Genomic DNA, 13,753 nt, shown 5'->3' with positions numbered 1-13,753 from the left:
CGCGTCGGCAGTCTCTTGCCGCTGCCGGGTGCCTGCGGCGCATGGTCGCAGTTTTCGCTTGCCGCCCAGGACCGACCATGCAGCCCACGCCATTGCAAACCATCTTCTCACCCCTCCTTCCGCTTGCGCTGGTGGCGCTGCTCGCCGCATGTGGCGGCAGCAACACCGCCTCCGGCGTCGATTCGCCGGGCGCCGGCAAAAGCGCAAAGACCGCCACGCTCGAAACCGGCGCCGCGGCCCTGCAGGACAAGCCGCCCATCGAGGCGCTGAACGCGTACCTGGACGGCTTTCATTTCTACAGCGGCAACATGCAGGCCCAGATGGAGGCGCACCACTACTGCTCGGTCTTGAACGAAGAGCTGATCCAGTGCGTCATCTATGACGGCAACGTGAAAGACGCGAGGATCATGGGGGTCGAATACATCGTGAGCGAGCGGCTTTTCAAGTCGCTCCCCGCGCAGGAAAAAACTTTGTGGCACAGCCATGTGCACGAAGTCAAATCGGGCCAGCTCATCGCGCCCGGCATTCCACAGGCCGCCGAGCACGAGCTCATGAAAAAGCTCGTCGGAACCTATGGCAAGACCTTTCACACCTGGCACACCGACATGCAAAAAGAGCTACCCACCGGTGTTCCTCAGCTGATGATGGGATTCACTGCCGACGGACAGGCCGACGCCGGCATGGTCGCGCAGCGCGACAAGCGCTTCGGCGTAAATTCCGCCGAGAAGAAAAAGAACCGCGAAGACATTCCCGCCCCAGCCATTGCCGAAGGCGCGGACAGCTGGCAAAACGGCAAGGCAGTGCAGCTGGCCGACCCCACCGGCGCAGGGCATAACGGCACGCACGCGGCACCGGGCGCGGGCAAGTAGGACGACTGCCAACGCGGCAGGGGCCGCGCACCGGCCGACGGCACATCGTCCGACGCATTGCCCGCAGTGCACTGCCTAGCGTTGGAGCAATGCAAGCGCCCTCCCTCACCAAATTGCCTCCCCTTGCCCTGGCCTTCAGCTCGTCCGCGCGCACCCCTGCCACGGCGCAGCCGATGATCGGCGTGCTCACCTTTCATCGCTGCATCAACTACGGCTCTTACTGGCAGGCGCGCCTCCTGGTCGAAGCGTTGCAAAACATGGGCCACCGCGCCGTGCTGCTCGACCACCACTCGCATCGCGTGAACATGGCCGAGTGGCGCTGCGCACTTCGGCCGGTGCTGCCCACGCCGGTTGCTCCGGCGGACCGCAAGCTCTATGCGCACAAGACACGCAAGTTTCTGGAGTCGATGGCCTCGCTTCCGCTCTCGCGCCGCTTCGCGCTCGAAACTTCGGGCGCCATGGACGACTACGACGCCGTCGTGGTCGGCAGCGACGAGGTGTGGAACCTTTGGCATCCCTGGTATGGGCGCTGCCCGCTTTTCTTTGGCGAAGGCGTTCGGGCGAAGCGGCTCATTGCCTATGCGGCGAGCTTTGGCAACTACCCGGCCGGGCAAGGTTTGCCGCAACATTGGGCGGGCATGCTGCACCAATTTCATAGCATGTCGGTGCGCGATGCCAACTCGCGCGCGCTCCTGGGCGCGGCACTGGGGCATGCACCCGAACTGGTGCTCGACCCCTGCCTGCAATTTGCGCCACCGCCCCAACCACGCGAGCCGCAACACAAGAAGCCGCATCGGGCGCGCCACGTGGCCGTGTATGGCCACAACTTCAGCGACTGGTTCGCGGTGCGCATGCGCGAGTGGGCCCGCAAGCGGAACATGCGCCTGGTGAGCATCGGCTACCGCAACGATTGGGCCGATACCCAGTGGCTCACCGCCAGCCCTGAAGACTTCGCACGCTTCATGGCCGATGCGGACGCGGTGGCAACCAACTTCTTTCACGGCTGCGTCTTCGCGCTGCGAAACCGCAAGCCCTTTGCCTGCGAGAACTCGGCCTACCGCGCCATCAAGATCCACGACTTGCTGTTTGCCCTGGGCGCGCAGCATCACCTGGCGGATGCCGACACCCCCGCCGCCCATTGCGACGCGGTGTTGTCGGAACCGCTAGCGCCATCGATCGAGGCGCGCATCGCGGCACTGCGCGCCTCGTCGGGCGAATACCTGCAGCAAGCGCTGCAGCAAGACTCAATGGCCCGCACGCAGGAGCGCGCCCATGCCTGAGCCGCAATTCTCCGTGTCGCCCGAAGGCATCGTGCGCTCGGGCCTTTGCATCGGCTGCGGCAGTTGCGTTGCGCAGGGCCGCAGCGAAGGAACGCCGCCCTCCGCACACGGCGGCGGAGCAGCCCGCATGCAGTTCGATCGCTATGGCGACCTGAAGCCCCAGGGGCCCGCAAAGTGGTTGCGCCAAGGTCCGCCAGCTTTTGCGCGAACCTGCCCCTTCTCTCCCGCGGCGCGCAACGAAACGGAGCTCGCGGCCGATCTCTTTCCCGGCGCCTTCCACGACGACGCGCAGGTGGGGCGCTTCTACAGCGCATATGTGGGGCATGCCGAAGAAGAAAGCTTTCGCGCCCAAGGCAGTTCCGGCGGCATGGTCAGCTGGACCGCCTCCGAACTGCTTCGCACTAGCCTGGTCGATGCGGTGGCCCATGTGCTGCCATCGAACGGTGAGCGGTTCTTTCGCTACCAGCTGTCGCGCACGCCTGAGGAAATTGGCGCAGGCGCCAAGTCGCGCTACTACCCGGTCGAAATGTCCGAAGTGCTGGAGACGATTCGCAACGTGCCCGGCCGCTATGCCGTGGTGGGCGTGCCCTGCTTCATCAAGGCGGTGCAGCTGCTGCGGCGCGAAGACCCGCTGATGCGCGAGCGCGTTGCCTTCACCCTCGGCCTGTTTTGCGGCCATATGAAAAGCGCGCGCCTGGTCGAGAGCTTCGCCTACCAGATGGGCGTGAACGTCGAAGACATTCGAAGCGTGGAATACCGGCTGAAAGACGCGCGGCGCCCCGCCAACTGGTACACCGCGCAGTTCGTGCTGCGCGACGGCCGCAGCGTGCAGCGCGACTGGTTTCATCTTGCGGAGGGCGACTGGGGCTCCGGCTTCTTCCAGAACGAGGCGTGCAACTTCTGCGACGACGTCGTTTCGGAAACCGCGGACATCTCCTTCGGCGATGCATGGGTGGAGCCCTATTCGTCGGACGGCCGCGGAACCAACGTCGTGATCGTCCGCTCGGCGGTGCTGCACGAGCTTGTGGCCAACGCGGCAGCGGCTGGGCGGCTCAAGCTCGCGCCGGTCGACGCGGCCTTTCTTGCCCAAACACAGGCTGCGGGTTTTCGGCAACGCCGCGAAGGCCTGGCCTACCGGCTCAGCAGGTGGCGGCCAGTCGGGCTCGGCCCCATCGTGCGGCCGGTAAAGCGGGTGCAGCCGGGCCGCGCCATGCCCTGGCGCAGAAAACTCATCTACCGCATGCGCGCCGCCATCACGCGCTGGAGCAGGCGCCTGTTCGCAGCCGCGCGGTGGGCCGGCGCCCGCTCGCTCTATGTGCAATGGGCTCGGGGCGCGTTGTCGCTGTATCACGCCCTTGCCTATTCGCGCGGGCGCATCGGCTCATGGGTGGCCCGCCTGGCGCCGGACGACCGCGGCGGCTGAACCCACGCTGAAGCCACGCAGCGCTGTGCTCAGCCGCCGCCGACACCTACATTGACCTTGCCCGTGCCACCGCACTCCGGGCAGCTTTCGCCGCCGTTGCGGCGCCCGCTGCCGCCGCACAGGCGGCACACCGTTTCGCCGGTTCCGGGCGCGCCGGGTGGCGCCTCGTCGCCGGGCTGCATGGGCGGGGGTTGCACCAGGTCGATGGATGCACCCGGGTCTTCCTCGCCCGCAATCGATTCCGTAAACGCGCCCGGCCGAATCTCCTTGACCGAATCCTTGTTCATGCGGTTCGCCCCGTAGAAAAGTGGAACACGGCAGCAAGCATCGGCTGCATGCAAGGCGGGCGCGCCAGCAGACGCCGACAGGCCCGGTCGGATAGCGCCCACAGGCGGCGGCGCCCCGCAAGGACATGCTGCTTGCCAAACGCACTTTGCCATTCACTACGCGCTTTTTTTCATGAGCTCTACTGCGCCTTCGCGACCTACCGCCAAGCGCTCCAAGCCGCGCTCGAAGCCGCGCGCCGCGCCGCGCGTGGCGCTGCAAAAACCCCACGATGAAAAGATCGCGCAACTGCGCGAGGCCCACCGGCGCGGCAAGGTGGTGCTGTTCGTGGGCGCCGGCATATCGATGGGGCTGGGCCTGCCGCCATGGTCGGCGCTCATCGAGCACATGGCGCGCGAGCTCGGCATCGATGCACGCTCGTTCGGCGACAAGGGCGGCTACCTGACGCTGGCCGAATACTTTCGGCTGCGGCACGGGAGCATCGGCCCCCTGCGCAGCTGGATGGACCGCGAGTGGCACCGCGGCGACGTGCGGGTAGAGGCCTCGCGCATCCACGAGTTGCTGGCCAAGGGCCGCTTCCCGATCATCTACACCACCACTACGACCGGTGGCTGGAGACCGCGTTCGAGCACCACAAGGTCAGGTACACAAAGATCGTGAGCGTTGCCGACCTTGCCAAGCTGCACCCGGGCGTAACGCAGATCATCAAGTTTCACGGCGACCTGGAGGACGACGCTTCCATCGTGCTCGACGAGAGCAGCTACTTTGCGCGGCTCGACTTCGAATCGCCGCTGGACATCAAGCTGCGCGCCGACGTGCTTGGGCGCTCGGTGGTCTTCATCGGCTACAGCCTGGCCGACGTGAACATTCGCTACCTGTTCTACAAGCTCTCGCGGCTGTGGAAGCAATCGGTGCCCGATGTGGCGCAGCCGGTTTCCTACCTGTTCTCGCCCTCCGCCAACGAGGTGCAGCAAGCCGTGCTTGCGCAATGGGGCATCGAGATGATCCCGCTTGCGCGGGACGATCCTTCGAAGGCCCTGATCGAATTTCTGGAGGGCGTGGTCGGGTAGCCCTGCGAGCTCACCGGCCTATCGTTTGGCCCCTGCTCCAGGCTTGGACCGGGCGTCGGTGTCAGGCTCGGTTTCGCCCGGCTCGGGCCTGGTGGCGTCTCTCGGCGGCGGCTTCTCGCCCACCTGCATGCTCTGCGATGCGTTGGTGCCAATGTCGCGCGAGCCGGGATAGCCGCTGCGCTTGTTCGCTTCGCGGCCGATATCGCTGCCCTCCTGGGGGCTGTCTTGCCCCACGGCACGGTTCTGGTCGATGTTCACGGGCGATTGCTCTGGGGGACGGGTCACTTGTTGCTCCTTCAGCCGTTTGACGAATCCATGATGTGCAAGGCTGGGGCGGGTCTTGTCGTCCGGGCGCCGACGGTGCTGTAAGCCGCGCCGGGTTTTCGGCCAGTAAAACTTGCAGCAATGCGGGCGGCTAAAACGGCGGCGCGCCGCCGGCCCTGCCTTGCTGCGCGCCGGGCACGCCGTGTGCTGTGCGAGGTGTCGCCTTCAATGCCCCTGATTCACATGACCCAACATTCCATCGTCGACGACTCCCGCGATCTGAGGCGCTGCGTGCACGATGCGCGCAACGCACTGGCCGCCATTTCATCTGCCGGCGAGGTGCTCGCGCGTGTGGGGCTCCCGCACGCCGTGCTGCACGAGGCCTCCGTGGTAATGACACGGCAGATCCACCAGCTCACGGACCGGATGGACCAGCTAGTCGTTCATGCGCAGCGCGCTGCGGGCGAGCCCGGCCGGGCGCTGGCCGTGTCCGACGATGCAAGGCTGCTGGCGCTGATGGGCGGGCTTCTTTCGGATGCGGGCTACAAGGTAGACCTTGCCGCAAGCGGAGACGGCGGCTACACCGCCCTGATGAAGCGCGCACCTGAAATTGCGGTGGTCGACGTGCGCACCTCCGCCGGCACGGCGCTTTCGCTGGGGCGGCGTGCACGAGACGCAGGCTTCGAAGGCCGCATGGTTGCCGTATGGGGATCTCCGCTGGCCCAAGCCCAGCAGGACAAGGGCGGCATCGCAGGCTTCGATGCCGTGCTTGCCAGGTCTTTCGAGCCCGCCGCCCTGCGCGCCGCAATCGCCTGATCGGGCCGCCGGGCGGCCTGTTGACTACTCCTGCTGCGGCGTAGCGCCGGTTCCCTGCGCCCGCGCGTTGAGGCTCTTGGCCCGCGCGTTGCGGGCTTCCTCGGGCGTGAACTCATGGGCCAGGCCCAACTCGTGGGCGGTGCGCCCGCCCTTCCTGGCAATTTCCCTTTGGCGTTCGGGGTCCATTCCAGCAAAACCCCGCCGGCTGCGGATGCGCCCTTCTTGATCGTTCATTGACATGCTTTCCTTCGCCCCGCAAACACAGTGCGGGCCTGTGCGCGCAACCATTGCGCGCAGACCCTGCACCCGGCAAACGGCGTGCCCACGCCCTGTGCAAGGCGCGGGAAGGAAAGCAGCCCGCCTATCTCACTCCTCGGCGATGGCCTCTTCCATGGCCTGCGCCTCGGCCAGCGCGCTCAGCTTGCCGTCCGTGGCGGTTTCTTCGGCGAGCGAGGCTTCGAGCAGCGGCAGCGCGTCGGTGTAGCCAAGCTTCTTGGCCAGCGTGCACAGCGAGTTGTAGCCGGCAATCTCGTAGTGCTCCACCTTGCGCGCCGCGCCAATCAATGCGGCATCGAGCACGGGGCCCTTCTCGATCTCGTCGATCAGCGAATCGCCTTCTTCCACCAGGCCGGCCATGCCGTCGCACTTGATTCGCTTGATCTTGATCTGCAGCAGTTCGGCAATCTCCTCGATGCGCTCGACCTGGCCGCGCGTTTCTTCCAGGTGCGTTTCAAAGGCCGACGCCAGGCCCTCGTCGGTTGCGGCGCGGGCAAGCTTGGGCAGTGAGCGCGTCATCTGTTTTTCTGCGCTGTAGGTGTCGGAGAGCTCGTGGACGAAAAGATCGGACAGGTTTTTTACGGGCATGTCGGTTCCTGAAAAAAGGGTTGGTGAAAACGAAACACGCGCCGATGTTTGCAATGCGCGAGTGCAAGCAAGGCAAGGCCGTTTCCAAACGCCTTGTCAGCCGTTGCCGCACACCGAGGGGGCACGCCGCTTGCCGCAAGAAAAAGTGCGGTGGTGCCGAAGGGCGCGGCCGTTCAACCAGACCCAACCCAACGCAAGGAGTCCCCATGTTCTCTCACAACAAGCGACTGCAATACACAGTGCGCGTCAGCGAGACCAATCCCGGCCTCGCCAACCTCATGCTCGAACAGTTCGGCGGCCCGCAGGGCGAGCTGGCAGCCGCATGCCGCTACTTCACCCAGGCGCTCGGCGACGATGACCCGGGCCGCAAGGACATGCTGTTCGACATCTCGACCGAAGAGCTGAGCCACCTCGAAATCATCGGCACCATCGTCGGCATGCTCAACAAGGGCGCGAAGGGGCGGCTGGCCGAAGGCGTGGAAGAGCAAGGCGAGATGTACCGCACCATTACCGGCGCGGGCAACGACAGCCACATCACGCAGGTGCTCTACGGCGGCGGCCCGCCGCTGGTCAACTCCGCCGGCGTGCCGTGGACGGCCGCCTACATCGACACCATCGGCGAGCCCACGGCCGACTTGCGCTCCAACATCGCGGCCGAGGCGCGGGCCAAGATCGTGTACGAACGCCTCATCAACCTGACCGACGACCCGGGCGTGAAAGACGCGCTGACCTTCTTGATGACCCGCGAAATCGCGCACCAGAAGTCATTCGAAAAGGCGCTCTATTCCATCGAGCCCAACTTTCCGCCGGGCAAGCTGCCGGGCGATCCGCGCTTTACCAACGTGTACTTCCGCATGTCGAAGGGCGACGCCGACCTGCGCGGCCCATGGAACCAGGGCGAGCGCTGGGACTTTGTGCCCGTGACGCAAGACTCGGGGCCGGTGGACGGCGGCGACGGCCTGGCCACGGTAGAGCTCGACGATGCGGACGCGCCCGTGCTGCAGCAGATGGCGGCACGCACGCAGTCGCGCCCTGACGGCGACCCGCTCACCGGCGCGGAGCTTGGCATGGGCGAAGGCCCGACGCTGCCAGACGGCGCCAACGGACCCGTGCTGCCGAAGAAGTAAGCGGTGCGCCGAAACCGCTCAGCTCGCGTCGAAACTGGCCGGGCTGGGCGCCTTCAGCGTGAGCTTGCGCAACGCAGTACACACGGCCGCGAGCTCGTCGGCTTCGCGCAGCGATGCCTCGGGATTGCCAACGCCCTCTACCTTCTGCACCTCGGCAAGCCGCCGAAGAATTGCCTCTTTCTCCTGCATGGCGCGCAGGCTGGTCCATAGCGCGGCATCGGTCACCTGCTCTTGCGTGGCCGCAAGGCTGCGTGCACTGAAGGCGTGGCCGGTATGGCAGCGGTAGCGCACGGGGTGCTTGTCGTGCAGCTCGAACAGCACGCCACCGCAATCGGGGCAGCTGAACATGGACGGCTCGCCGATCACCTTCAGGTTTTCCACGGTGCGCTCTCCCACGGCCACGGCGTACTCGCGGCGCAAAGCGGCCGACGGCTCGCAAGGCGGCAGGTCGCGCCGCTGCTGCGCCAGCTCGAACAGGAGCTTGCCCATGCCACGCAGCGGCACGACGTGGTCGACCTGCACCGCCGCCATCGCGCTTTGCGGCATGCTGGGCTCATGGGCTTCGGCCGGGTCTTGCACAACGGCAATGCCGCCGCAATCCTTGATGGCGCGCAGGCCGGCGCTGCCGTCGTCCAGCCTGCCGGTAAGAACCACGCCAATGGCGCGGGGGCCGCAATCCAGCGCGGCGGAACGAAACAGCGGATCGATGGCGGGGCGGGCATGGTGTTCCTTGGGTCCGCGGGTCAGGCGGATCACACCGCCTTCGAGCAGCATGTGATGGTCGGGCGGCGCGATGTAGATGGTGCCCGGTGCGGCCACGTCGCCCTGCTTCGCTTCCACGGCACGGTTCGGCCCGCGGTCGTTGAGCAACGAGGCAAGGTGGCTGCGGTGGGCGCCGATGTGCTGAACAAAGAAGATGGGCGCTGGAAAATCGGCCGGCAAGTCGGCGACCAGGTCGAGCATTGCATAGACGCCGCCCACGGAGGCGCCAATGAAAATCGCTTGGTTCGGGGATACGGATGTGGGCATTCCTGACAGGCAAAAAGTACACTGTTTTTCTGCAGGGCAAGCGGCGTGCCCGGGTCTCAGCCGCCCGTCGCCGCGCCGGCACTGCGCGCACGCAGCAAGCGCTGCACATCGGCTGCGGCAACGGGCTTGACCAGGTGCTCGTCGAAACCCGCCTCCAGCGCGGCCGCCTTGTCTTCGGGCTGGCTCCAGCCGGTTGCCGCCACAAGAAGCATGCCGCGGCCCCACGGCTGCGTGCGAATCCGGCGCGCCACCTCATGGCCGTCGAGCCCCGGCATGCCTATGTCGAGCACGGCCGCATCGGGCCTGAACTGCTCGGCCAGCCGGAGCGCGTCGACTCCGTTGTCGGCCGTCTTTACGCTGAGGCCCGAAATTGCCAGCATGCGCGCCATTCCCCAGAGCGCATCCACGTTGTCGTCCGCCAGCAGCACGCGCTGCGGGGTTTCGCCGGCCGGGGCAGCTGGCAAAGAACCTGCCTCGCCGTTTGCCTGCGCAGGCTCGGCCTCGGCCATGCGCGGTTCCGCGAGCGGAATGCGCACGGTAAACCGGCTGCCGTGGCCCAGGCCCCTGCTCTCGCCCGTGACGGTGCCGCCGTGCAGCTCGACGATGTTGCGCACCAGCGCAAGGCCAATGCCCAGGCCGCCGGCCGATCGCTCGTGTGCATGCACGCTCTGGGTGAACATTTCGAACATGGTGTCGACCGTGTCCGGGTCCATGCCGATGCCGTTGTCCGTGACGGTGAAGATCGCCTGGCCGGCATCCGGGTCGGCATGCAACGAAAGGCGAATGTCCCCGCTGTTCGGCGTGTACTTGGCAGCATTGGAGAGCAGGTTCGAGATGACCTGCGTCAGGCGCATGGGGTCGGCGTCGAGCGGTACTCCTGCGTCGGCAACATCCAGTTCGAGCCTGTGGCGGCCCTGCTCCATCAGCGGGCGAGTCACTTCGAGCGCGGCATCGACGATGCTCTGCGCCGTCACGCGCTCACGCCGCAGCACCAGCCGGCCGCGGCGCAGGCTGGACACGTCGAGCAGGTCGCCCAGCAGCACCTTCATGGCCGCCGCCTGGCGCCGCACCACATGCGCGGCGCGCGCGTGCTCCTGCGTCGGGAGCTCCTCGGGCGCCAGCAGTTCGGCGGCGCCGCTGATCGAGGCGAGCGGGTTGCGCAACTCGTGCGAGAGCACCGCCAAAAACCGGTCCTTGGCGGCATCGGCGGCTTCGAGCGCCTGTCGCGCCGCCTCGTTGGCGCGCAGCGCATCGAGCAGTTCGCCGCGGCTTTGCTCCACCTCTTGCTGGGCCGCGCGCTGCTCGCTCTGGTCGCGCAGCACCTTCACCATGCCGACCACCGCGCCCTCGCCGTTGTGCATGGGCATGAGCGCGCCGCTGGCCCAGAAGCGCGAGCCGTCCTTGCGCTGGTGCAGCCGGTCGTCGGCAGCCCTGCCGGCGCTGAGCGCAGTGCGGGCTTCTTCGAGCGGCGCGCCCGCTGCGCGGTCTTCGTCGGTAAAGATGATGTCGGCCGAACGGCCCAGAATCTCGGCCTCGGTGTAGCCCAGGAGCCGCTCGGCGCCGGTGTTCCAGCTTTTGACGCAGCGCTCCATGTCGACCGAAAAGATCGCGTAGTCGACCGCGTTTTCGAGCGTCAGCCTGAAGCGCTCCTCGCTTTCGCGCAGCGCCTCTTCGGCGGATTTTCGTTCGCTGATGTCGCTGCAAACAATCAGCGCCGAGTCGGGCTTGCCGCCCGCGTTGGTGAGCACCGTCACGCTCTTGTGCAGCCAGATGAACGAGCCGTCCTTGCGCACGTTGCGGCTCTCGCTCTGGAAGGGCTCGCCGTATTGGGCCAGCCGTGCGAACAGCGCCGCAATGGCAGGCCTGTCGGCCGCGTGCACCAGGTCGAGCGCGCTCATGCCGGCAAGCTCGTTCTCGCCGTAGCCCATGAGCTGGTGGTAGCAGGTGTTGGCAAAGGTGATCTCGCCGTCGAGCCGCGTTTGCGCCACGCCCACCGAGGCCTGGTTGACGATGGCGCTGAAGCGCTCTTGCGACTGCCGCAGCGACTCTTGCGCCTCTTTGCGCTCGGTAATGTCCACAAAGGTGAGCACCACGCCGGCAATGCGGTCCTCGATGGTGCGGTAGGGCCGCACGCGTGCCAGGTACCAGTTGCCGGCCGTGTCGCCCACTTCGCGCTCGGAGGGCTGCAGCGTCTCGAGCACGCGGCGCGCATCGGCGCCAAGCTGCGGGTAGTCCAGCGGCGTTGTCAGGTCGGAAAGCGGCCGCCCGACGTCAGTGGCAATCAGCTTGAAGATGGCAACCGCGCTGGGCGTGAAGCGGGTCACGCGAAACTCGCGGTCCAGAAATACGGTGGCAATGGCGGTTGCGTCCATCAGGTTCAGCATGTCGCTGTTGGCCTGGCCAAGATCGTCCACCTTGCTCTTGAGTTCGTGGTTGACGGTGGTGAGTTCTTCGTTGATGGACTGCAGCTCTTCGCGGCTGGTCTCCAGCTCTTCGGTCGCCGAATGAAGCTCTTCGTTCATGGCGTGCAGCTCCTCGTTGCTCGCCTTCAGCTCCTCGGTCGATGTCTCGTACTGCTCCACCGTTTCGCGCAACTGCGACTTCAGGCGCGTCACCTCGCGCTCCAGGTGCTCGGCAAGGGGTTCCGCGTCCACGCGCGGCACCACGATGCTGCTGCGCCCGCTGGTGGGGTCGCCCTGCCGCAGCAGCACCAGGAGGCCGCCGCCAATTTCTTCGACCGGCATCACATGGAGCGAAACCTCGGCTTCGGCCTGGCCCAGCCGCACCCGTACCGGCGCTACTTCGACCGGCTGGCGCCTTTCGTTCACGTGATAGAGCGCGGTCTGCAGCTCGGCCTTCAGGTCGGGCACGATGGCGCGCAGCACGTTGCGCGACGGCTCGCCGCCGCTGAAGTGCAAGAACGGCGTTGCCGCGGGCGAGATGTGCAGCATCTCGTGGTCCGAATCCAGCAGGATGGAAGGCGGCGCCAGCCGGTCGAGCAGCCGCAGGTGCAGTTCGGCCCAGGTCATGGTGCGGCCGTCGGCCAGCGGCGCCAGCGCGCTGCGCTGCAACTGCGAAAACGCGGCGCCCGGAATCACGGGCAGCGCGCGCTTCACGTCCAGCGCCAGCGCGGCGCTGCTGCGGCCCGTGGGCACCGGCAACGCAGCCTTGGGCGCATGGCGGTGCGCGTAGATGCGGTGCTTCTTGTCGATTGCCGAGAACAGCGGGCTGTCGTCGTCCACCGCCTCCGATGCGCCGATGAACAGCCGGCCGCCGGGCAGCATCGCAAAGTGCAGCGTCTCGAACACCCTGGCCTGCGCCTCCCTGTTGAGGTAGATGAGCAGGTTGCGGCAAGTGACCAGGTCGATGCGCGAGAACGGCGAATCCTTCAGCACGTCGTGCACCGCAAACAGCACCATTTCGCGCAGTTCGCGGCGCACCCGGTAGCCGCGCTGCTCGCGAACGAAGAAGCGCCGAAGCCTGTCGTCCGAAACATCTGCCTCGCTGACCAGTGGGTACACGCCTTCGCGCGCGGCGCGCACCGCGTCTTCGTCCAGGTCGGTGGCAAAGATCTGGATGGAAGGCGGGCTTTCGAGCGTGCGGGCGTATTCGCTCAGCAGCATTGCAATCGAGTAGGCCTCTTCGCCGGTGGCGCAGGCCACCACCCACACGCGAATGGTGTCGGCCGAAGTCTTGCTGCGAAACAGCTCGTGCACCATGCCTTCGAGCGCCGAAAAGCACTCGCCGTCGCGAAAGAAATTGGTCACGCTGATCAGCATGTCCTGCAGCAGCGCGCCGGCCTCACCGGGGCGCGTGCGCAGGCAATCGAGGTAGGCCGCCAGGTCGCTCACGCCGTTTACCTGCATGCGGCGGCCGATGCGCCGCAGCACGGTGGCCCGCTTGTAGTTGACAAAGTCGCGCCCGCTTCGGCTCCGCACAAAGGCCAGCACCTCGCGGAAGGCCGCCTCGTCCACATCCGGCGCGGGCGGCGCGTCGTCGTCGTCACCGTCCGGCAGCTGCTCGGGCGGTAGCTTGAGCTGCCGTTCGATGCGGTAATAGGCGTGAATGCGCGCGCCCATTTCGCGCACCGGCAGCACCCAGTCGATCATGCCGGTGGCAATGGCCGACTGCACCATTCCGGCGTGCCGCGTTTCCTGCGGCTCTTGCGCAACCGTCAGGCCGCCGCGCTCCTTGATGCGCTTGATGCCGATGGTGCCGTCGCTCTCCACCCCCGAAAGAACCACCGCAATGGCGTGCGGCCCGTGGGTATCGGCCAGCGTGCGAAAGAAAAAATCGACCGCCACGTGGCGGCCCTGGCCCGGCGGCAAGGCCGCCAGCTCGATGAGTTCGCCGCGCGTGCGCAGCGCCTTGCCGGCCGGAACGACATACACCGTGTTGGGCGCAATGCGCTCCCTGCCGCCGACCTGCACCACCCGCATGCGGGTGGACTGCGCGAGCACCTGCGCCAGCGCGCCCTCGTGCGCCGATGGCAGGTACAGCACCACTACAAAGGCCATGCCGGTGTCGGGCGGCGTGGCCTCGAAGAAGGCGCCCACGGCCTCGATGCTGCCCGCGGAGCCGCCAAGGCCCACGACGGGCAGCATGCGATAGCCGCGCGACGGAACGGCGTCGTCGATCTGGTCGCCCAGCGCTTCTTCGGCGTAGTCTGGGTTCACGGAGTTCATTTCATCCAATGCGCTTTCTCCTTCTTGCTCCGGCAAACGGC

At 66.7% G+C, this 13,753-nt stretch carries 13 protein-coding genes; 7 read left to right on the top strand and 6 right to left on the bottom strand.

Features of this window, described 5'->3' with window-relative positions; genetic code table 11:
• Positions 1–77: 77 nt before the first annotated feature.
• The 3 genes from J2X67_RS12950 to J2X67_RS12940 all read left to right on the top strand — a co-directional run bounded on the left by J2X67_RS12950 (position 78) and on the right by J2X67_RS12940 (position 3,572).
• Positions 78–869, top strand: coding sequence for an OBAP family protein (locus J2X67_RS12950; protein ID WP_309953550.1), 792 nt, complete (start codon positions 78–80; stop codon positions 867–869).
• 89 nt (positions 870–958) lie between these two features.
• Positions 959–2,149, top strand: coding sequence for a polysaccharide pyruvyl transferase family protein (locus J2X67_RS12945; protein WP_309953548.1), 1,191 nt, complete (start codon positions 959–961; stop codon positions 2,147–2,149).
• Complete coding sequence (locus J2X67_RS12940) at positions 2,142–3,572, top strand: Coenzyme F420 hydrogenase/dehydrogenase, beta subunit C-terminal domain (RefSeq protein WP_309953546.1); 1,431 nt, start codon at positions 2,142–2,144, stop codon at positions 3,570–3,572. Before J2X67_RS12945 ends, J2X67_RS12940 begins: the two co-directional genes overlap by 8 nt.
• Positions 3,573–3,601: 29 nt before the next feature.
• On the opposite strand, the gene J2X67_RS12935 is transcribed toward J2X67_RS12940, so the two are convergent.
• Complete coding sequence (locus J2X67_RS12935; RefSeq protein WP_309953544.1) at positions 3,602–3,859, bottom strand: hypothetical protein; 258 nt, start codon at positions 3,857–3,859, stop codon at positions 3,602–3,604.
• Positions 3,860–4,031: 172 nt separating this feature from the next.
• Here J2X67_RS12935 and J2X67_RS12930 point away from each other — a divergent pair, with 172 nt between their 5' ends.
• Positions 4,032–4,517, top strand: a complete 486-nt coding sequence (locus J2X67_RS12930; protein ID WP_309953542.1) for a hypothetical protein — start codon at positions 4,032–4,034, stop codon at positions 4,515–4,517.
• Complete coding sequence (locus tag J2X67_RS12925; protein ID WP_309953540.1) at positions 4,514–4,927, top strand: SIR2 family protein; 414 nt, start codon at positions 4,514–4,516, stop codon at positions 4,925–4,927. Before J2X67_RS12930 ends, J2X67_RS12925 begins: the two co-directional genes overlap by 4 nt.
• An 18-nt stretch (positions 4,928–4,945) precedes the next feature.
• Here the strand turns inward: J2X67_RS12925 and J2X67_RS12920 are convergent, their stop codons facing one another.
• Positions 4,946–5,212, bottom strand: a complete 267-nt coding sequence (locus tag J2X67_RS12920; protein WP_309953539.1) for a hypothetical protein — start codon at positions 5,210–5,212, stop codon at positions 4,946–4,948.
• A gap of 222 nt (positions 5,213–5,434) precedes the next feature.
• Between J2X67_RS12920 and J2X67_RS12915 the strand changes: the two genes are divergently transcribed.
• The gene (locus tag J2X67_RS12915) at positions 5,435–6,007 is read left to right on the top strand and encodes a hypothetical protein (RefSeq protein ID WP_309953537.1); all 573 of its coding nucleotides are present in this window, start codon (positions 5,435–5,437) and stop codon (positions 6,005–6,007) included.
• Between the two features lie 24 nt (positions 6,008–6,031).
• On the opposite strand, the gene J2X67_RS12910 is transcribed toward J2X67_RS12915, so the two are convergent.
• Together J2X67_RS12910 and J2X67_RS12905 are read right to left on the bottom strand one after the other, a co-directional pair.
• Positions 6,032–6,241, bottom strand: a complete 210-nt coding sequence (locus tag J2X67_RS12910; RefSeq protein ID WP_309953535.1) for a KGG domain-containing protein — start codon at positions 6,239–6,241, stop codon at positions 6,032–6,034.
• A gap of 132 nt (positions 6,242–6,373) precedes the next feature.
• On the bottom strand, positions 6,374–6,871 hold the full coding sequence (locus tag J2X67_RS12905) for a ferritin-like domain-containing protein (protein ID WP_309953533.1): 498 nt from the start codon (positions 6,869–6,871) through the stop codon (positions 6,374–6,376).
• A gap of 206 nt (positions 6,872–7,077) precedes the next feature.
• Here J2X67_RS12905 and J2X67_RS12900 point away from each other — a divergent pair, with 206 nt between their 5' ends.
• On the top strand, positions 7,078–7,998 hold the full coding sequence (locus tag J2X67_RS12900) for a manganese catalase family protein (RefSeq protein ID WP_309953531.1): 921 nt from the start codon (positions 7,078–7,080) through the stop codon (positions 7,996–7,998).
• Between the two features lie 18 nt (positions 7,999–8,016).
• Here J2X67_RS12900 and J2X67_RS12895 read toward each other — a convergent pair whose 3' ends face one another.
• Positions 8,017–9,027 carry a chemotaxis protein CheB gene (locus J2X67_RS12895; protein ID WP_309953529.1) on the bottom strand — a complete coding sequence of 337 codons (1,011 nt, stop codon included), beginning with the start codon at positions 9,025–9,027 and terminating at the stop codon, positions 8,017–8,019.
• Positions 9,028–9,083: 56 nt separating this feature from the next.
• Positions 9,084–13,712 carry a PAS domain S-box protein gene (locus J2X67_RS12890; RefSeq protein WP_309953527.1) on the bottom strand — a complete coding sequence of 1,543 codons (4,629 nt, stop codon included), beginning with the start codon at positions 13,710–13,712 and terminating at the stop codon, positions 9,084–9,086.
• Positions 13,713–13,753: the final 41 nt, after the last annotated feature.

Origin of the sequence: Variovorax sp. 3319 (assembly GCF_031456585.1) — a bacterium.
GTDB classification, from domain to species: Bacteria; Pseudomonadota; Gammaproteobacteria; order Burkholderiales; family Burkholderiaceae_C; genus Variovorax; species Variovorax paradoxus_P.
Note: the sequence above shows the minus strand (reverse complement) of the source record. Positions and strands in the feature narration are given on the sequence as shown.

Coding starts and splice junctions, on each gene's coding strand:
- J2X67_RS12950 (WP_309953550.1), top strand. CDS start 78: ATGCAGCCCACGCCATTGCAAACCATCTTCTCACCCCTCCTTCCGCTT.
- J2X67_RS12945 (WP_309953548.1), top strand. CDS start 959: ATGCAAGCGCCCTCCCTCACCAAATTGCCTCCCCTTGCCCTGGCCTTC.
- J2X67_RS12940 (WP_309953546.1), top strand. CDS start 2,142: ATGCCTGAGCCGCAATTCTCCGTGTCGCCCGAAGGCATCGTGCGCTCG.
- J2X67_RS12935 (WP_309953544.1), bottom strand. CDS start 3,859: ATGAACAAGGATTCGGTCAAGGAGATTCGGCCGGGCGCGTTTACGGAA.
- J2X67_RS12930 (WP_309953542.1), top strand. CDS start 4,032: ATGAGCTCTACTGCGCCTTCGCGACCTACCGCCAAGCGCTCCAAGCCG.
- J2X67_RS12915 (WP_309953537.1), top strand. CDS start 5,435: ATGACCCAACATTCCATCGTCGACGACTCCCGCGATCTGAGGCGCTGC.
- J2X67_RS12910 (WP_309953535.1), bottom strand. CDS start 6,241: ATGAACGATCAAGAAGGGCGCATCCGCAGCCGGCGGGGTTTTGCTGGA.
- J2X67_RS12905 (WP_309953533.1), bottom strand. CDS start 6,871: ATGCCCGTAAAAAACCTGTCCGATCTTTTCGTCCACGAGCTCTCCGAC.
- J2X67_RS12900 (WP_309953531.1), top strand. CDS start 7,078: ATGTTCTCTCACAACAAGCGACTGCAATACACAGTGCGCGTCAGCGAG.
- J2X67_RS12895 (WP_309953529.1), bottom strand. CDS start 9,027: ATGCCCACATCCGTATCCCCGAACCAAGCGATTTTCATTGGCGCCTCC.
- J2X67_RS12890 (WP_309953527.1), bottom strand. CDS start 13,712: ATGAACTCCGTGAACCCAGACTACGCCGAAGAAGCGCTGGGCGACCAG.